Here is a 19,896-nt window from a genome sequence, read left to right as displayed (position 1 = left end):
GGATGCAGCTGTTTGAAAAAGTGTTACAGAACCTGCATTCCGGGATACTGATTCTAGACAGTAATCTGACTATTTCGTTTACCAATCATTGGCTGGAAGCCGCGCTACAAGACAAAAATCCGGCCATAAAGGGATACTCTTTTTTAGACTGTTTTCCTCACCTTAAAGACAGCCGTTTGCATGCAGCCATAAATGACTCTCTTAAAAACAACCTGCCATCATTTCTTTCTCCCGGACTTAACCGTTACCCTTTACCCCTGTATCAAGGCGGCAACAGCAGAAAACCGATGGATCAGTTGATACGTGTGTCACCGATCATTAATGCTGATCAGACCTACTGCATGATCGAAGTTTCTGACGTCAGCACCATGGTTCAGCGCGAGCTGGTGCTCAATGCCATGACAAAAAAATTCAGCGGTTTAGCCTTAACCGATGAGCTGACCAATGTGGCAAACCGCCGCCAGTTTAATATCATGCTGGACCAAGAGATTCATTATGCTTCACGGGATGGCAAACCACTTTCTCTGATCTTCCTCGACATCGATTCGTTTAAGCCCTATAACGACACCCTCGGCCACCAATCCGGAGATCTCTGCTTAATTCAGGTCATCAACGCCCTGCGCAAAAGACTCCGCCGTGGCGGAGATCAACTGGCTCGCTATGGAGGTGATGAATTTTGCATCATCCTGCCGAATACCTCGATTCAGAGTGCTGTCGATACCGCAGAAAGCTTGCGCATATTAATTCAAGAGCTTGCCATTCCTCATCCGGATAGTGATGCCGCAGAGTGTGTCACTATCAGCATTGGCGTTGCCTGCTGGAACAGGGCGAATGTTGAAAGCTCCTCAAGCCTTGTGTTACGCGCAGACAGTGCCTTGTATCGCGCAAAACAAGCAGGCCGAAACCGCGTAGTAGGCCATGATTCGGACAAGTGGATAAAACCATCGCCAGCGCAAGAATAATCTGTAAACTAACCGCATTTATCAGCAGACTTCGAATCTAGTATTGGTAGCTATAAACTACGAAATACGAGCACCCAGCGGAATAACGACCTTATGCAACTTCAGGATATTAATAAAACCCGTTACAACAAGCATATTAAAATCACCTTTATCGCTATCTGTATCTTTATGCTGGCGGTGTCTTTAACTGTCTCGACACTACTGATTCACTTCTGGGGTGGGCCTGAAGGCGAAAATCTCCTCTGGAATATCACCGGTGTCGTTGTTGCTGCAGTCTTACTAGCGAGAATACTGATCACTTATAAACATCACCCTTTTCTCTATGAAGTGGTATATATGCGCCAGGTGAAAGCCGAACTTAATCGCATCTATCGTAAACAACGTAAGATTAAAGCGGCGGCTGCAGAAGGCGACCCCCGAGCGATGGCCATTTTGGATTTTAGCTATCGAGCTTCCCGTCACATCTTCGAGTTGGACAATAATACGATCACGCTGGATGATTTAGCCAAGAGCCAGAAAGAGCTGAGCGACCTGCAACAACAATACAATATTACAGAGCTGGCACCCTATCAGTCAGAATGGGTTGCCGAATACTAACCATCAACGATAACGCTGCAATGAAGGCCGATCTGAAAGGAAGCGTAAATGGATACGAAAAGCGCACTGATACAAGAATGGACGATTTTACAAACGCAGGCCGATACCTATGAAAAACACGCTTTATATATAAAGTTAATGAGTATCGGCCTTGTCTCTGCTGCATTACTCCTCAACCAAACAGGGTTCGGCATCATAGCTCTGCTGTCTGTGCTCTGGTTGCTGGAAGCTATCTGGAAAACATTCCAGTCCCGCATCACTGAGCGTCTTCTGACAGTAGAGGGTGCGCTGAAGGTAAAACCAGACCCCAACGATACACAGCTTGTCTCTCCTTGCCAGCTCAATGCGGAGTGGTTAGCCCATCGCCAGGGTTTCGCCGGTTTAATCGGTGAATACCTATCTCAGGCGATCCGTCCTACGGTCGCATTTCCGCATGTGCTACTTATTGCCGGAGTATGCGTGGTTTACGTGAGTTAAACCGCTGGGATTGATACTATTCACTTAACAGAACGCACTGACGTTAATTTTCAGGATGAGAAACATGGGGCTGGGCTCAAGGTTAAAAAGTCTGATTGGTGAAGATCTGCTGGATGATATTCAACATCAGCTCAAAGAGGTGGCAACCCAAGGGCTGGACCGCCATTTAAAGATCGCAGTAACCGGCCTCAGCCGTAGTGGTAAGACCGTTTTTATCACGTCATTGGTGCATCACCTGCTGGAAGCGAATCAAAGCCGTTCACTGCCTTTTTTTGAAGTCGCCAGTGATCAACGTATTATCAGTGTAAAAGACCTCAGCTCGTCATCAGACAGCCCTTTTCCTTTGCGTCAATCCGTTCAGGCTTTAGGCCAGGAACCCCCTCTCTGGCCAGAATCCACAACGGGTTTATCCGAAGTCAAACTTGCGATTCGCTACAAGCCGTCCGGGCGCCTGCAACGTTTAATCAATGACAGTGCCACCCTCTATCTCGACATTATCGATTACCCGGGCGAGTGGTTACTGGATCTGCCGTTGCTCCATCTGGACTTTGCACAATGGTGCCGCAAACAGCAGCAGCTATTCAGCGTCGAGCCTCGCGCCTCCCTTGCGGCAAACTGGAGCAAAGCACAAAGCGACATCGACTGGCTCGCACCTGCCGATGACGACACGCTCGCCATACTCAGCAGCGAGTATACAAAACTACTGCACCTGCTGCGCAATCAGGAAAATGCCTTAAGCATGATTCAGCCAGGGCGTTGCGTGTTACCGGGTGAACTGGCGTCCAGTACCTTATTACAACTGTTCCCTATCCTCAATCCACCGCCAGACCTATCCCAGATAACGGCGGGTTCAATGTATCAGCGGTTACAGCAACGCTATGATGACTACCGGGAACAGATTGTTAAACGCTTTTATCGGGAACATTTTTCCCGCTTTGACCGCCAGGTAGTTCTGGTCGACTGCCTGAAAGCACTGAATCATGGCAAACCCTGCTTTGATGATATGAAATTGGCATTAACTGAAATATTACAAAGCTTCAATTACGGGTCGTCTGGGTTTTTGCGTCGGCTGTTTAGCCCACAAATAGACAAAGTCTTGTTTGCATCCTCCAAAGCCGATCACGTGACAGCAAACCAGCATCACAATCTTGATAAATTTCTTGAACTGATTATTCAGGATGCACAACGCGAAATGCGTTTTGAAGGCATTGATACCCGCTGTATGGCGCTGGCGTCGATCCGCTCAACCGAATCCGCCGAAGCCGTGCTCGATGGCCAGACTATCTCTTGTCTCAAGGGAATCAATAAAGAAACGGGAGAGACCATGGCACTCTTTCCCGGTGAAGTGCCTGTGGAACTGCCTACCGGGAAAGACTGGAACAGCAGCCGCTTTCGCTTTCTCGACTTTGCGCCGTGTAAACTGCCCCAAACAGACCTGAAACCGACGCATCATATCCGTCTGGATCAGGCACTCGAATACCTCACAGGAGATATGTTCTGATGAGCGACCAACCAAATTGGAAACAGCCGGTATTCATTAACCCTGACAACCTGAAGGAAAAAACAGCGGCAGAGGACGCAGCGCCACTTGCGCAAGAGTTCCCGCTGGCATCCGTTTCGGTCACCCAGGAGCAGGATGAGAGTACCCGGCTTGACAGACTGACACGCCCGAAGAAAAAAAACAGTCGTTGGACCACGCTGTTTAGTACCTCGATTGTGGCGCTGCTAAGTGTCGGCGTCATCAGTGAGATTTACCGACTGGTGCGCTGGGGGTTTGATACACATCCGGTACTAGGTGTGACTTTTGTAGCCGTTACCAGTATCGCAGCGATTAGCGGCCTCATCTGGACATGGCAGGGATTTAAAGGATTACGACAACTAAAACAAACCGAAGCACTGCATGCAGAGGCAGACGCTTTACGCCATCAAAAAACCCATGGACAAGCCGTCCCTCTGCTTAAAAAACTGGATAGCTATTATGAAAATACAGCGGTTAATAAATCCTTCAAAGAAGCCCTGCAACAGATAGACTCGGCCTACAATGACGGCGAGATTATCCGCTACATATCACAACATGCCTTAAAAGATCAGGATGAAGCCGCCCGTCGTTGTGTACACCGCTATAGCGTGCAATCCGGTATTATGGTGGCACTTAGCCCTTATGCCACCTTCGATATGTGGCTTGTCGGTTGGCGTAATCTTAAAATGTTGCGCGAAATCACCGATATTTACGGCATTTCACCCGGTGCAGCCACGCAATGGAATCTGCTCAAAAAAGTGTTACACAATATCGCCTTTGCAGGACTGAGCGAGATGACGATCCACGCAAGCTCCCATGTGCTCGGCAGCTCTCTCACCTCAACGGTTTCTGCCAGAGCAGGTCAGGGAATCGGCGCCGGTTTATTTACAGCGCGCTCAGGCTTACAAGCTATCCGGCTGTGTCGTCCTCTGCCCCAGGAACAAAGTGACCAGCTACAACTATCAACGGTCACCCAATCAATTCTCAGCGATTTGAAACCCTGATATACCGATCCGTTAATAACCATCTACTGATCTGCTAATAAGCATCTGACACAAAGTGGCGGACATCAAAAACAGGGTTAAAAACAACACGGGCGAAAAAACATAATCCACAAAAAAATGAAAAAAAAAGAGAGCCGAAGCTCTCTTTCATAATCCTGATGATGGCGACTTAGAAGAAGCCCATCGGATTGATATCGTAGCTCACCAGCATGTTTTTAGTCTGCTGATAATGTTCCAGCATCATCTTATGTGTTTCACGGCCAACACCCGATTTTTTATAGCCACCGAATGCCGCATGTGCTGGATAATGGTGATAGCAGTTAGTCCATACACGGCCCGACTGAATACCACGACCCATACGATAAGACAGGTTCATATCACGCGTCCAGACACCCGCACCTAAACCAAACTCGGAATCGTTGGCAATCGACAGCGCTTCTGCTTCATCTTTAAAGGTTGTCACTGAAACAACAGGACCAAAAATTTCTTCCTGGAAAACACGCATGTCGTTTGTACCTTTCAGCAAGGTAGGCTGAATGTAGTAACCCTTACCGAAACTACCTTCGAGGCTTTCTGCTTCGCCACCGATCAGTACTTCAGCGCCTTCATTACGACCAATTTCCATATAGCTCAGAATCTTATCAAACTGCTCCTGAGACGCCTGCGCACCCACCATTACATCTGTATCGAGAGGGTTACCACGTTTGATCAGTTTAATACGTTCAATTATCTTAGCTATGAAATCATCGTAAATTGATTCTTGAACCAGTAGACGTGATGGGCAAGTACATACCTCACCCTGGTTAAAGAACGCCAATACTGCGCCTTCAACACACTTGCTGAGAAACTCTTCTTCGTGATCCATAACATCAGCAAAATAGATGTTAGGGGATTTACCACCTAATTCTACTGTTGAAGGAATGATATTTTCTGCCGCACACTTCAGAATATGTGAGCCGACCGGAGTCGAGCCTGTAAAGGCAATTTTAGCAATGCGCTTGCTGGTTGCTAATGCCTGACCTGCTTCTGCACCGTAACCGTTTACAATGTTGATAACACCTGGTGGCAATAAATCACCAATCACTTCCATCATGACCAGAATAGAAGCCGGAGTCTGCTCGGCAGGCTTCATAACCACACAGTTACCTGCAACGATAGCAGGAGCAAGCTTCCATACCGCCATCAATAACGGGAAGTTCCACGGAATAATCTGACCAACAACACCCAGTGGCTCATGGAAATGATAAGCAACGGTATTGCCATCAATCTCACCAATAGTACCTTCCTGCGCACGGATACAACCTGCATAGTAACGGAAGTGGTCAACAGCCAAAGGAACATCAGCATTCAGAGTTTCACGAACCGCTTTACCATTATCCCAGGTTTCAGCTACAGCGAGCTTTTCAAGGTTAGCTTCAAGTCTGTCAGCAATTTTTAACAAGAGATTCGAACGAGCGGTAACCGATGTAGCGCCCCATGCATCTTTAGCTGCATGTGCAGCATCGAGTGCTAAATTAATATCTGCTTCTGTTGAACGAGGAATTTCACAAAAGATCTCGCCATCCACAGGTGAGGTGTTTTTAAAATACTCTCCGTTTACCGGCGCAACCCACTCACCACCAATATAGTTACCATAGCGCTTTTTAAATGTAACAACTGAGCCTTCAGTTCCTGGCTGTGCATAAATCATGTTCTTGGCCTCTTTCTTGTTATTCAAGCCCTGCCCAACCAGCAGGTACTATTCAATTAATCACAGTTCGATATTAGCGACTCATAAGCCAGCTCAGATATCGCCCATAGGATGCGAAAAACTACTACTTTAGTGCCTGCCACCTAATTCGCTCCTAAAGAGAGGCCGCACATATGACCGTCTGGTAGTAGATCTTTGCTCCGATTGATTTCCTGTTTTCTCTTCAATGAATAACGCAGGCTAATACGTAAAAAATAATTTAAACTAAAAAAAACAGAGTAATTTTTATTACTTTTTCAAAAAAATGTTGATTACAAAGTAACTGATTAATCTGATGAGCTATTTATGAAACTAGAAGATCTCGATCTTTTTGTTCGCACTGCCGATAGCGGTAACATTACAGCAGCGGCTCGTGAGCTGGATATTTCGCCAGCCGCGGCCAGCGCCGCCATTAAGCGTCTTGAGCAACAGATAGATAACAGCCTGTTTATTCGCTCTACCCGCAAATTACGTTTAACCGCTGCGGGTGAGCGATTTTTACCTCACTGCCGGCGTGTGCTGGCCGAGTTGATAGAAGCAACACAAGCGCTCGCTCAAGATAAGACCCAGTTAAGCGGTGCACTTAAGATTTCCGTATCCTCTGATTTTGGCCGCAATCTGTTACTCCCCTGGCTGGACGACTTTATGCAACAGCATCCGTTGATTTCCATCAGCCTGAATGCCAGTGACAGCCTCTCTGATTTCTACCGTGACCGTGTGGATATCGCCTTACGCTATGGCAAGCCCGAAGACTCATCTCTGGTCGCTTTTCCTATCTGCGAGACACAACGGGTGCTGTGTGCCGCTCCAGAGTACCTGGCGCGTTACGGGACGCCTGAACATCCCAAAGCACTGGCAGAACATAACTGCCTGCTCTACCTGGTGGGTGAGCGTACCTATGATGTGTGGAGTTTTTCACATCAACAGGAATCGATGAAAGTACGCGTACAGGGAAACAGAATCTGCAATGATGCGGACCTGGTACACCGCTGGGCCGTTTCAGGGCAAGGGATCGCGTTTAAGTCCCGGTTGGATATGGTGCTGGACCTGCAAGCAGGCAATGTTATCGAGTTATTAGCGGAGTATTCGACTGAGCCCGCCAATTTATGGCTTATCTGCCCTAACCGTAAACAGGTAACGCCCGCCGTTCTGATGTTCCGTGATATGTTACGCCAGCGCTGCAAAGCGCTGTTAGACAGTTAAAAAAAAGCCTGAATCCTTAAGGATTCAGGCTTTGAGAGGCTCCTGTTTCAATACACTTGTTTCAAAGGCTTTTTCTTGAAGATTCCTTTTTCAAGGGGTTGCCCTGAACCCTTTAATTAGTTGCCAGGTTGGCGTTCTGCTTTGGTAACTTAAACGTCCAAACCGTACCGCCCTGGTTTAAGTCTTTGATACGTTTAGCCACTTCACCGCCCCACAATGGAACCGCACCACCCCAGCCGGACACAACGGAAAGATACTGTTCGCCATCCATATCCCAGGTGATCGGCGTACCAACGATGCCGGAACCGGTATTAAACTTGTACATCTCTTCGCCGGTTGTAGCATTAAAGGCTTTCAGATAGCCTTCAGGCGTACCCATAAACACTAAGTTACCCTTGGTAACCATAGTGCCACCCCACAGTGGTGAGTAGTTCTTGTAATCCCAAACCACTTTTCCGGTCTTAGGATCAACCGCACGCAATACACCAATGTACTCTTCATTTATCGCTTTGATCGTAAAGCCTGCACCTAAGTATGCCGCGCCTTTTTTGTATGATACCGGCTCATTCCAGATATCCATTTCCCACTCATTAGAAGGCACGTAGAACAGACCCGTATCTTGACTGTACGACATCGGCATCCAGTTTTTACCGCCGAGGAATGCCGGTGCTGCTGCAACCGAACTACCCTGCTTACCATCAGCAGATGCTGTTGGGCTACCCGGACGGAAGTCGTCGTTATAAATTGGACGGCCATTCTCATCCAGACCTGTAGCCCACGTCATTTTATCAACAAACGGGAAACCACGGATAAAACCACCGTTTTCACGATTCAAAACATAGAAGAAACCATTACGGTCAGCGGTTCCAGCCGCTTTAACGGTTTTCCCATCCGCCTGGTAATCAAAAGGTATCAATTCGTTTACACCGTCGTAATCCCAACCATCATGTGGCGTAGTCTGGAAGTGCCAAACGATTTTTCCGTCATCAGGATCGATACCCAGACGTGAAGAGGAGAACAGGTTGTCGCCAGGGCGCAGGTGTGAGTTCCATGGTGCCGGGTTACCTGTACCGAAGAACAACAGATCAACATCCGCATCGTAGGTGCCGCCTAACCATGTGGCTGCGCCACCGGTTTTCCATAAGTCACCAGGCCAGGTTTTACCGGCTTCGCCACCTGAAATACCGTTTTCAACTTTTTTGCCATCTTTCCATACATAACCCATGTGTCCTTCAACCGTAGGACGGGTCCACACCAACTGACCTGTTAGCGCATCATAGGCTTCAACTTTACCGACAACACCAAACTCACCACCGGACACACCGGTGATCACTTTGCCTTTGACGACGATAGGTGCCGCCGTTAATGAGTAACCGGCTTTATAATCTTCAACTTTCTTTTTCCAAACCACTTTACCGGTGTCTTTGTTCAGCGCGACCAATTTAGCGTCCAGCGTCCCGAAGATAACCAGGTCACCATACAGAGCAACACCGCGATTGATTACATCACAGCAAGGCATAATGGCATCGGGTAAGCGGGCATCATACTGCCACAGCTCATCACCCGTTTTTACATCGATGGCAAAAACACGCGAGTAAGAACCCGTAACAAACATCACACCATCTTTAACGACAGGCTGAGATTCTTGTCCACGCTGTTTTTCACCACCAAACGAGAATGCCCACACCGGGCGAAGGTCTTTGACTGTATCTGGGTTAACTGCCGTCAATGAGCTATAGCGCTGTCCGCGTAAGCCCATACCATTGGAGACAACATCCTCAGTTGTTGCCTGATCATTCATAATATCTTTGTCAGTTACACCGGCCGAGACAACAGCAGAGAACGAGATGGCTGCGGCGAGCGTGCTGACCGCGAAGCCTTTGCCTAAAGTCGTTTTGTTCATCACTAGCTCCTTTACGGAATCGTTTTTTATTGTGAGGCATTCTGGGATGAGCTGAGAAAGCCTCCCCGAATCTTCTCTCTTATTCTGAAGTTTTGCAGGATTCCGACAATTACTCCCGAGAACAACTTTTCTCGTCACTTAGTACTACTCCCTGCTTCGAACAGGCAAAAAAAGACGCCACCAGGGCGCCAAAAACTTGCAGATGCTCTTTGCTAAACCGCTAAATATCAGCGCTTAAAAGGCAGCCTCTTCATAACGGCTATACAGATGAAATACCGTGCGGATAAATTCTGAGCGGCCCAATGCTATCTCTTCAAAGCGACTATCCAGAGGCAACCCCATGGCCTCATTCATACTCAAACCTTGCTCAGCAGCATGCGTTAATGTCTGATCCAGCCATTGCAGATAAGCCTGCATTTGTTGTAAAGACTTGCCAGTTTTATCCACCGGCCCGTGACCTGGAATGATCAGCTTGAAAGACAAGGTTTCCAGTTCTGCCAAATCATTCTGCCAGACGTCCAGGCCCGGTGTATGTGGCGTGGTCAACGCACGCTGAAAAAACACGATATCAGAAGCAAAGAGAACGCCCGTCGCTTCGTCCAGCATCGCCAGATCGGCACCGGCATGCCCACTCATCGCGATAAAACGCAAGCGATGTTTACCTACCTGCATCAGCGGCATTTGATCGATGTCGAGTGGCTGAGTCGGTAGCTGCACTTCAGTTGATCGCATCCAGTCACCTACCAATCGATACATATTCTCAGCAAAGGCATTACCATGCTGCGCAATCAGCTTGCCCGTTTCAGGAAGCGCCCAGATTTTTGCCTCGGTAAACGCCTGATTTCCCAGAAAGTGATCCGGGTGATGATGGCTGTTAAACACATGAATAACCGCTTTATCTGTCACTGAACGGATCGCTTCGCGCAATGCTTCGCCATAGCGTTTCGATGGCCCTGTATCAAAAACAACCACCCCCTCTTCTGTAACGATAAAGGCGGTATTGACGATGTTACCGCCATTTTCACGCGTAAAGTCTTGCAACTCTCCTTGTAGCAACCAGGTATCTTCTGCAATCTTTTCAGGGATAAGTTGATATTCCAGTTTTGCCGCTAAAGCACTATAGGATGTACTTATCAGGAGAGTGAAAAAAACGAATCGCATTATGTACATCATCTGCTCCTACAGCGCTTTTTCAAACTCGTTACCGTTGTTATCCCTTAGCCATAAATGATACAACTCATTGGAAGTAAGCTCAGAAGCCAGATCAAAAGAGAACACAGGGTTCTCGCTGACCGGTTGTGATAATTCCATCCTGAGTAATGCCTGACCCGTTTCATCACGCAACTCAAGCTGCTGTAGATAAAACTCCGGAATAGCATCGACTAAGCCGGTATCCATCGGATGAATCACCTTAAACTTGTAGCGGCCAAGATCCTCTCGGAGTATTTTTTTAGCACTGATTTCACCTAAGTGGCTTTCCCAATAAGGGCTGGCATTAGCCACACTTGGCGTTGTGCAGCCTCCACCAGCAGCATCCAGATAGCTGCCGCCCACCAGCCATGTCCCCTGTTGTGTTAACACTGCCGCACGTATCGGTGTGGCCTGTTGAACTTTGATTCGCAAGGAGATATTCGGCGCAACTTGTTTCAGCGGGTAATAGGTATAAATATGCTGAATCGGATTTAAATCAGCCCAGACTACAATTTTTTCGATTTTTTCAGATAACGCAGTGGTATCCACAGTGACCGGTACTTGTGTGGGATCTTCTGCAAAAGGAGGAACCGAAACGACAACGCGATCATCAAACTGATAAGGCGCATCACCTAAAAATACATTTCTCAGATAATCCCACATCGGAGATTTCAGAGGATCATCCGACGCCACAACTAACGGACTGAATAGCAGACCAAGCACTATCAACATACGCCACATAGCGGCTTTTATAGTCTGCATCCGAGTCTCCTTTAAATACTTTTTGCGCTTTTTGAAAGGGTTATTGTGGAACGTTATAAAGCTCCGGCAACTCATAGGTTAAACCGTAACGACTAAACAGCGACTCCATTTCACCGGAACGCACCATTTTTTCCACCACCTCTTCCACCGCGTAGCCTAGTTGTCGATAGCTGCTTTTCACTGCCATACCGACATCCCACTTCTGCTTACCTATCGACGGAAAACCATTTTCAGCCACCTGATAACGCGGTTCATTCGCTGTAAATAACAGATCATCTATCTCAGAGCGCATCGCCATTACCGCGTCTACCTCACCCGTTTGCATAGCAGCAAAGGCTTTACCGGGGTTTGTATAGTGATGCACATTTTTACGCATGCGCCCCTGAAAAGCAGAGGTCAGATAAAAATCCGGCAAACTATCGATCTCAACGCCAATCGGGTAGTACTGAAAAACCGCCATAGTTTTTACTGCATCGATTTTTTCTGCGTCAAAAGCTACCCGCCATGATTCACGCTGATAAGGGCCGAACATCACGACCTGTTCATTCACCATTTCGCCTGTTTGCATATCCTGCCGGTAAGCAAACTCACGGTCATAAGGAACGCGCATCATCACATCAGCGACTTTCTTCATCGCCAGTGGGTTTTCTGCATCCTTGTCCAGATAATGCCCTTTCCAGACATTATTGCGCAGATCATCTTCCAGATTTTCGTCCGGGGTAATCCAGTGCAACTTCAGCTCAAGATTGAACTCGGCAGCAATGGCTGCGCCAAGCTCTACATCAACGCCTTTGGGCTGCTCTTCGACAAGATACGAATAAGGAGGGAAGTCATGATAAACGCCAACAACGAGGTGCCCTGAGGCAATCACATCATCGTAAGCACGGGCATGTATCTGCCCGGAGAATCCCAGACAGATACTTATCAGGAAAGCGCAGAGCTTATTCCTCAACACTGACCGACTCCAACCAGGTACGGATCGCCCATAGCGCTTCCTGGCTCAGGTAGTCTGCCATTGCGGGCATATACACAGCACCATCACGTACGGCCCCATTAACGACACGATACTGGTACCACTCATCGCCTTCCAAGCCGGCTTCCAGCATACGTAAATCAGGCGCGATACCCCCTGAAATACCCTCCAACCCATGACAACGCGCACAGTTCTGGGTATAGGCAGAGAAGCCAATTTTGATAGCTTCAGCATTCTTTTCATAAGGTGGGCGGTAAGGGTTTTCATCAAGCCATTCTTCGCCCAATGGTTCCAATCCTTCTGTATCAACACCCTGAGGTGTCACATCTCCATGCGCCATCGCTTGCGTTGAAAGACCCGCACAAAATACCAGTGCAGCTGTCGATAGTAATAGTTTATTTTTCAGGAACATTAGATTCACCCACATTTTTGTTAGCACGACACACATATCGGATTGAAACTGGATAGTGTCTCACTCTTGCTTAAATAATGACCCAGACAAAACAATTCAAAAAGTGTACTTTGGCGCGCAAAAACTAGTTCCTTGGTACTGGGTTTTAACGGCGACACACAAAATCCGATAAGCTTTTTACGGGATACCCCAGATACAGGTGTTATAAAGGGTTAAGGAGAAGAGCGCTACGAGAGAGAGGCCAGATCATCACAAAAATCGTGTAGTACCACTCGTGCTGGTGTAAATGCAACTTGTTGCTGGGACGGCGTTTTAGCATCCCAGGCACATAAAGCTTCAATATCTCGCTTAGTATCAAAGCTATTGTTGCTCGTCTGTCTGAACTCCTTACTTATATACAATCCTCCACCAGACTCTTGATCTAGTGGAGGAAAACGGTCAATCAGGCTTATCAGTCACGGCTCCGGTAGAAGCAGAGCTTACTGTTCTCGCATATTTTGCCAGCAGTCCTCTGGTATATTTTGGTGCAGGCTGTTGCCAGTTCTGCTTTCTCCTGGCCATTTCTTCATCGTTGATATTGAGCGTGATCTCACGTTTTTGCGCGTCAATGGTAATGCTATCACCATTTTCTATCAGCGCGATGGCACCGCCCTCATATGCTTCAGGCGTGATATGGCCGACCACAAAGCCCCTGCTGCCGCCTGAAAAGCGACCATCGGTGATAAGCGCCACATCATTACCTAAGCCTTTGCCCATAATTGCCGAGGTGGGGCTCAACATTTCCCGCATGCCAGGGCCGCCTCTCGGACCTTCGTAGCGAATCACAACTACGTCACCGGCGACCACCTGGCCATCAATAATAGCGGCAAAACCTTGCTCTTCTGAGTCATACACTTTAGCCATGCCGGTAAAGTTTAAACCCTCTTTGCCGGTGATTTTTGAAACGGCGCCTTCAGGCGCTAAATTACCGCTGAGTATCACCAAATGACTGTCTTTTTTGATTGGCTTATCAAAAGGTAAAATAATAGTCTGCCCTTCAGGATAATCAGCTACCCCGGCCAAATTTTCGGCCATGGTTTTGCCGGTGACTGTCATGCAATCGCCGTGCAGCATGCCTGCATCTAACAAACGCTTCATCAGAGGCTGAATGCCACCGATTGCAATTAATTCAGACATCAAATATTGACCACTTGGACGCAAGTCGGCAATCACCGGTGTTTTTTCACCAATGCGCACAAAATCATCCAATGTCACTTCCACCCCTACGGCGTCGGCCATCGCAATTAAATGCAGCACGGCATTGGTAGATCCACCTAGCGTAATGGTCAGCGTAATAGCATTCTCAAATGCCTTTTTGGTCATAATATCAGAGGGCTTAATGTCATGTTCGAGCAAGTAAACAATGGCTTTCCCTGCATCGACACAGTCTTGTTTTTTGCTATCTGAAACCGCATTTTGCGCAGAGCTGTTCGGCATACTCATGCCCAACGCTTCAATCGCCGAGGCTAAGGTATTTGCCGTATACATGCCGCCGCAAGAGCCCGGCCCGGGGATCGCCGTTTTTTCAATATGCTCCAACTGAGTGATGGGAATATTGCCGCTGGCATAACCACCTACCGCTTCAAATACTGACACAATATCTGTGTGGTTTTCGCCCGGTAAAATCGTCCCGCCATAAATAAAGATAGAAGGCCGATTCAAGCGTGCCAGCCCCATCAAACATCCGGGCATATTTTTATCGCAGCCACCAATAGCAATAATGCCATCATGTCCCATGCCGGCCGATACCGCCTCTATAGAATCACAAATAACTTCACGTGAAACCAAAGAATACTTCATGCCTTCGGTGCCCATGGAGATACCGTCAGAGATGGTAATGGTGTTATAAATCACGCTTTTAGCACCGGCGCTATCGACGCCCTTGCCCACCTCTTCTGCAAGGGTGTTAATGTGCATGTTGCATGGCGTGACCATTGACCAGGTTGAGGCAATACCCACCTGCGGTTTTTTGAAATCTGCGTCGCCAAATCCTACCGCCCTTAACATAGCGCGACTAGGAGCCTGAGCTGCACCATCTACGATTTTTTTTGAATATTTGCGCAGTTTATCCGTACTCATATTTTTATCTTCTTTGTCAGCTTCAAAAAATGCACAATAAAATTGTACAAGCAAATAAACAATTTAGAGAAAGCCTTCTTGGCACAATCTTTCGTGCAACACTTTTATATGTGCCGGGCCAATCTCGCAGCAGCCTCCAATAATCGAGGCCCCCTCTCTTACCCAGCCCATAGCATATTCTGCGTATTGTGTTGGACTCAAGTCTTGACGTACCTCTAACTGCTCAACAGTGCCACCCGGCAGCAAAGGCCCTACCGAAACAAAACCATTGGCATAAGCCCCAACCTTGTTACCCATACTACGTATCTGCGGCCAGCAACCATTAATAGCCTCAGGGTGGCTGCAATTTAACAGGGTTGCTTCAGCCCCCAAAGAAGCGAGTACTTGCAAGGCTTCATGCAGCGATTCACCACTGCGTAACAGCCCCGGATGGAAGTCACTAATAGTCAGCGCCACCCATACGGGCTTGCCACTTTCCATTGCCGCTGTGCAGGCTGCACGTGCCTCATTTATGGAGGCCATCGTTTCGCACAAGAAAAAATCACTGGCGGGAGATTGCAACTCAACAAGCCGACGGTAAGCGTCCAGTGAAGCCTCGAACGATAGCGATACATCGGGCCGATAACTGGCAACCAGCGGCGGCAAACACCCCGCTATGGCAACATCATCGCGTTCGGCCAGCTCAATGGCACCTAAGGCAGCCTCCATAGCAGACTTGTGAAGCGTCTCCAATTGAGCCAGCTCATTTTCCCGTGCCAGACGCTGTGGCGTCGCGGTATAGGTATTGAGTGTGATAACACGAGCACCACTCTGAATAAAATCGAGATGTAAGTCTCGCACCAGCATTGGCTCATTCAACATAATATCGGCAGACCAAAGAGGGGTAGTTTTACGCGAGCTTCTGCGTAAAAGCTCCTGTCCCATGCCCCCATCAAGTAGTGTGATGTGATTCAATCTTTTTTTACCCCAGTCTTTGTCTGTTGCCAACGCAGCATGCCTTAATTTGCGCCAAGCAGAAATTGTTTATTCACCTATTCCTTTAAGAGTACGTTAAACCTCAGATGTTCAACATAAACGACACCGGCATTTAATAATCAATCCCGTAGCTTACCTACAGATTGCTTTTTCCAGATTCAGACTACGCTGGGCTAGCGCTTTAATCGGTTGTATAGCTTTGACACTATTGTTATAGATAGTTGTGCCTTCCTTATCAATCCAGTCAAGAATAAATACAGGAGCGAATCATGGCGGGTGGCTGGTCCCGGGACGGGGCGGTTCAAGATCAAATTGATGCCAGTGTAGAAGATGCGATAGCACTGGCTCGCAGTCGGTTACCTATCGGCGATAGTTTAACGCATTGCGAGGAATGTGAAGCCTTCATCCCAGAAGCCCGACGCAAGGCTGTGCCCGGCGTGCGATTATGTGTCCGCTGCCAGACAGCGCTCGACAAACAGCAAGCGAACCTCAGTAGCTATAACCGACGCGGCAGCAAAGACAGCCAATTGAGGTAACCTTCAAACGGAACGAAAAGGACATGGTTACTATAGATTTTGTAATTAAGCGGGGGCAGATGAAACATGCCGGGAATAATAAAAGTAAGTTTCATCTGACCCTACTAATTTATAATGAGCAACAATTTTATTTAAGCTAGATGAGCGAAGCAGAGGCTCGACACATACTCCTTAAAGTCGTGAAAACACTCTCCTGATCCACCAGCCAAACTGGGTGTGAACTAAAAAACTGTGGTGGTCGAACTCTACTGACGTAGAGGGGTTATCCTACCGCTAATTTTGCTGCTTGCTGCCACATAAATGAAGGCATGGAAGTATCAAGTTTCCATGTAATACTCATCGGTTGAGCGCCGGTATGGGATGCGTACTCCACTTCGCCAAAATTCACAAAACCCATGGTGCGTCCATACTCATCTTTACTTTGCTCGCGCACGAATAAAAACAATCGCTTTCCGATCTCACGATGTCGAATGTAATCCTGCCCCCTCCCACGGTCTGGCCGAGCACTATTTTGCGACTGCCAGTGAAATAAGTGATTGTTGATGGCAAAGTCGTGGTACATAGTTGTGGGTGAGAATTGTTTTTCATTTTTATTGAGGGTGACGAATAACAGTTCTACATTCTGGTCTTGGATCACAAAAACACCTTCACGCGCCGGCGGCTGATGATCAAATGTAGCAGCACCAAAACCAACCAATATTTGCTCACGTGCGTAACGTGCATGCAGAAGAAGTGGCACTTCCGGCAAATGGCTCATTTTAGATTGTTCGTGCTTAGTTTGGTCTAGGAGCCATTCAAGTACATCCAATAGTTCCGCTTTTATATTTTCTTTGTTCAAGGCCTTCAAACTCTGCACTAAGGAGACAAAGCCAACAGTAGCACCCGTCTTTTGCCAGAAGTCGTAATGGCACATTAAAGCCATTCTGTTATCCATAGCGCCGGCTAATTCAAAATTTTGAAGACATAACTGCTTTAGAAACAATAGGTAGTTGTGTGCATCACAACAGAGTAAACGTGTTTTTATTGCCCTCTCAACAGCTTTGAATAAAACATCATCCGGCGATGATTCTTTTATTTTGTAACCTTTGGCCTTATTTACAAGTGTCATCCAGCTACCACGTTTATAGAGCTCATTAATGTCTATATGTGGATGAAGTCTAAGAAAATTACCTAGCGTTAAAGGTAAAGTTGAGTCCTGTGGATACTGACGAATCAGACTGATCAGACGATTCAACGTGAGGCTAGCTTGTCGAATATGACTGAGCACCATTTCTTGCGTACGTTTTGTAAGTTCGATTCGGCAACCAAGCGGAGCATGAGGGAATCCTTGTTTTATTTCGTCGCTAATTGCTTTGTTTGTTTTCCCAACCAATGCACGAAATTTATTGGAAAAATCGTACTCTGGCCGTGAGTTACCGACAAAATCCAAGATCGTGCAACACTCTTTACCATCGGCTATACGTAAGCCACGTCCTAATTGTTGCAAAAAGATGGTCAGACTCTCCGTAGGTCTTAAGAACAATAAGGTATCCACTTCGGGAATATCTACACCCTCATTAAAGATATCCACGACAAACAACACATTGATCTCACCCGATCGAATCGCCTGTTGTTTTTGTTGACGATCTTGGCTGTTATCACTGGTCAGCACATCACTCTTAATGCCTTTTAATAACAGTTGTTGGCACATATATTTAGCATGTACACGACTGACACAAAAAGCCAGGGCCTTCGTACGGCTAACATCGGTGACAATCTCGCCCAAGCTTTGAATGATTTTATTCACTCGACTTTGATTGTGTGTATAAAGATTCGTTAACTGGGCGATATCGTAGCGCCCGCGATTCCAGCTGATCTTGCGTAAATCCGTATCATCATCAATGCCAAAGTACTGAAAAGGGCAAAGGTGACGTCGATTAATAGCTTCAGGCAAACGAAGCTCAGCAGCAATCACACCACCAAAATCACCAAGAATATCTGAGCCATCATGGCGCTCTGGCGTCGCTGTTAATCCCAATAAAATAGTCGGCGTAAAGTAATCAAGCACCGCACGGTAACTGCTTGCCGCAATGTGGTGCACTTCGTCAATTACGATGTAATCATAATAATTATCTGTTAAACGAAGGCTGCTTAATTGTTTGTTTATCGTCTGAATAGAAACGAATAGCTGACGATAATGCATCGGCGTATTTCCTCCAACCCAAAGTTCACCGAAGGCATTGTTCTTGAGAACGCCACGAAAGGCATCACGTGCTTGTTTCAGTATCTCTTCACGATGAGCAATGAAAAGAAAGGCTGCATCCGGTTTTGTTTTTAAAAAACGAGCAAAATCAAATGCGGATATCAGAGTCTTACCCGTTCCAGTTGCTGCCACAACAAGATTTCGATAACGCCGATGCAGCTGCCTTTCAACTAAGAGTTGCTCCAAAATATCGAGCTGATGCGGAAAAGGTGTGATATCGAAAAAGTGTTGTGAAGCCGTTTCGCCTATTCCTCTGGCTTGTTTCAGCGCTTGATTCAGTTTTTCAGTACTTTCTGCTTTGCCATCAAAGGGTTCAAATTCATCCGACGCCCAGTAAGTGTCAAAGGTACTTAGGGACTTATTAATAATATGAGGAATTTCTTGTGAGGTGATCTTTAAATTCCACTCCAGACCGCTCGTCAAAGCCGAATGAGATAGATTAGATGATCCTATGTAACCGGTGTGAAAACCGGTATCTCGCCAAAATAGATAGCTCTTAGCATGAAGACGCTCACGCTGGGTATTATAACTAAGCTTCACTTGGGTATTGGGCAGGCTGGCAAGAAACTCAACCGCTTTTGCATCTGTTGCGCCCATGTAAGAGGTAGTAATCACCTTCAACTCTCGACCGCTTTGAGTGAACGCTTCAAGTTCTTTACGAAAAATACGTATACCGGCCCACTTTATGAAAGAAACGAGCCAGCAAATCTTATCTGAGGACAGAATTTCCCTCTTTAGTTCAGACTCCAGCGATAGGCCTGCATTACTGCCACAAAATAATTCACTTTGTGTAAGGCCGGTTAATGGGAATATCTCTTCTACATGCTTTTTTAAATCAGCCGCTATCGGGTTTTCTAATTCGTACAGGGCGGTTAGGATTTTTCCTTGGCAGTCCAGGAGATTTTCTTCAATAAAGTCTGTGTCCTGAATTTTATCTTTAAGCCACATTAACAACTGGTTCGATAGCGTAATTTGCTCGTGGAGTTGATTCTCTCCAGAGGGTACAGATGAAATCACAAATTCAAGAATATTTGCCAAGAAGCGTGACAGCCAAATCGATGCTTCTGAGGAAACTAACGCACGCTCACCGACATAGAATTTATCTCGATCTAATCGCTTTTCGATAAGCTGAGTGATCAGCTGCTCATAGATACCAAGTTGCTGCATAATGTATTATTCCTTTAAACAAATGCATTAATAACTAGTACGAAGAAACTTTCAGCCGTACTTTGCTGCTCGAACTTAAGCTCTGTAAGAAGGAGGCACCGAGACAAAAAATCCCGAACTGCCAAC

Annotated in this window: 16 protein-coding genes; 7 read left to right on the top strand and 9 right to left on the bottom strand. The window is 46.9% G+C overall.

Going from position 1 to position 19,896, the window contains the following annotated elements:
- The first annotated feature begins 2 nt into the window (after positions 1-2).
- The 5 genes from BM099_RS00730 to BM099_RS00710 all read left to right on the top strand — a co-directional run bounded on the left by BM099_RS00730 (position 3) and on the right by BM099_RS00710 (position 4,559).
- Positions 3-962: a sensor domain-containing diguanylate cyclase gene (locus BM099_RS00730; RefSeq protein WP_090723119.1), complete on the top strand. Its 960-nt coding sequence runs from the start codon at positions 3-5 to the stop codon at positions 960-962.
- Between the two features lie 93 nt (positions 963-1,055).
- Entirely contained in the window at positions 1,056-1,559 is a 504-nt protein-coding gene (locus BM099_RS00725) for a DUF3087 family protein (RefSeq protein WP_090723116.1), read from the top strand.
- A gap of 48 nt (positions 1,560-1,607) precedes the next feature.
- A complete protein-coding gene (locus tag BM099_RS00720; protein ID WP_090723113.1) occupies positions 1,608-2,036 on the top strand; it encodes a hypothetical protein in 429 nt (142 codons plus the stop codon).
- 64 nt (positions 2,037-2,100) lie between these two features.
- Entirely contained in the window at positions 2,101-3,537 is a 1,437-nt protein-coding gene (locus BM099_RS00715; protein WP_177201055.1) for a YcjX family GTP-binding protein, read from the top strand.
- Complete coding sequence (locus tag BM099_RS00710; RefSeq protein WP_090723108.1) at positions 3,537-4,559, top strand: TIGR01620 family protein; 1,023 nt, start codon at positions 3,537-3,539, stop codon at positions 4,557-4,559. The genes BM099_RS00715 and BM099_RS00710 overlap by 1 nt, the downstream gene beginning before the upstream one ends.
- Before the next feature lie 169 nt (positions 4,560-4,728).
- Here BM099_RS00710 and exaC read toward each other — a convergent pair whose 3' ends face one another.
- Positions 4,729-6,249: an acetaldehyde dehydrogenase ExaC gene (exaC, locus tag BM099_RS00705; RefSeq protein ID WP_090723106.1), complete on the bottom strand. Its 1,521-nt coding sequence runs from the start codon at positions 6,247-6,249 to the stop codon at positions 4,729-4,731.
- Between the two features lie 345 nt (positions 6,250-6,594).
- Here exaC and BM099_RS00700 point away from each other — a divergent pair, with 345 nt between their 5' ends.
- On the top strand, positions 6,595-7,491 hold the full coding sequence (locus BM099_RS00700) for a LysR family transcriptional regulator (RefSeq protein WP_090723103.1): 897 nt from the start codon (positions 6,595-6,597) through the stop codon (positions 7,489-7,491).
- A 112-nt stretch (positions 7,492-7,603) separates the two neighbouring features.
- Here BM099_RS00700 and BM099_RS00695 read toward each other — a convergent pair whose 3' ends face one another.
- From BM099_RS00695 to BM099_RS00665, 7 genes are all read right to left on the bottom strand, one after another.
- Positions 7,604-9,394 carry a PQQ-dependent methanol/ethanol family dehydrogenase gene (locus tag BM099_RS00695; RefSeq protein WP_090723100.1) on the bottom strand — a complete coding sequence of 597 codons (1,791 nt, stop codon included), beginning with the start codon at positions 9,392-9,394 and terminating at the stop codon, positions 7,604-7,606.
- A 234-nt stretch (positions 9,395-9,628) separates the two neighbouring features.
- Positions 9,629-10,555 carry a quinoprotein relay system zinc metallohydrolase 1 gene (locus BM099_RS00690; protein WP_090724147.1) on the bottom strand — a complete coding sequence of 309 codons (927 nt, stop codon included), beginning with the start codon at positions 10,553-10,555 and terminating at the stop codon, positions 9,629-9,631.
- Positions 10,556-10,573: 18 nt separating this feature from the next.
- Positions 10,574-11,347, bottom strand: coding sequence for a quinoprotein dehydrogenase-associated SoxYZ-like carrier (locus BM099_RS00685; RefSeq protein ID WP_232348877.1), 774 nt, complete (start codon positions 11,345-11,347; stop codon positions 10,574-10,576).
- A 40-nt stretch (positions 11,348-11,387) separates the two neighbouring features.
- Entirely contained in the window at positions 11,388-12,302 is a 915-nt protein-coding gene (locus BM099_RS00680; protein WP_090723098.1) for a substrate-binding periplasmic protein, read from the bottom strand.
- Positions 12,289-12,732 (bottom strand): cytochrome c-550 PedF, encoded by a 444-nt coding sequence (gene pedF, locus BM099_RS00675; RefSeq protein WP_090723096.1) that lies wholly within the window; start codon positions 12,730-12,732, stop codon positions 12,289-12,291. Before pedF ends, BM099_RS00680 begins: the two co-directional genes overlap by 14 nt.
- A 438-nt stretch (positions 12,733-13,170) precedes the next feature.
- Entirely contained in the window at positions 13,171-14,850 is a 1,680-nt protein-coding gene (gene ilvD / locus BM099_RS00670) for a dihydroxy-acid dehydratase (RefSeq protein WP_090724143.1), read from the bottom strand.
- A gap of 63 nt (positions 14,851-14,913) precedes the next feature.
- Positions 14,914-15,837, bottom strand: a complete 924-nt coding sequence (locus BM099_RS00665; RefSeq protein ID WP_232348878.1) for a homocysteine S-methyltransferase family protein — start codon at positions 15,835-15,837, stop codon at positions 14,914-14,916.
- Positions 15,838-16,094: 257 nt separating this feature from the next.
- On the opposite strand from BM099_RS00665, the gene BM099_RS00660 reads away from it, so the two are divergent.
- Entirely contained in the window at positions 16,095-16,361 is a 267-nt protein-coding gene (locus BM099_RS00660) for a DksA/TraR family C4-type zinc finger protein (protein ID WP_090723093.1), read from the top strand.
- 262 nt (positions 16,362-16,623) lie between these two features.
- Here BM099_RS00660 and BM099_RS00655 read toward each other — a convergent pair whose 3' ends face one another.
- Positions 16,624-19,770 (bottom strand): DEAD/DEAH box helicase, encoded by a 3,147-nt coding sequence (locus tag BM099_RS00655; protein WP_090723090.1) that lies wholly within the window; start codon positions 19,768-19,770, stop codon positions 16,624-16,626.
- Positions 19,771-19,896 lie beyond the last annotated feature (126 nt).

It is taken from the genome of Neptunomonas qingdaonensis, from assembly GCF_900113275.1.
GTDB classification, from domain to species: domain Bacteria; phylum Pseudomonadota; class Gammaproteobacteria; order Pseudomonadales; family Balneatricaceae; genus Neptunomonas; species Neptunomonas qingdaonensis.
Note: the sequence above shows the minus strand (reverse complement) of the source record. Positions and strands in the feature narration are given on the sequence as shown.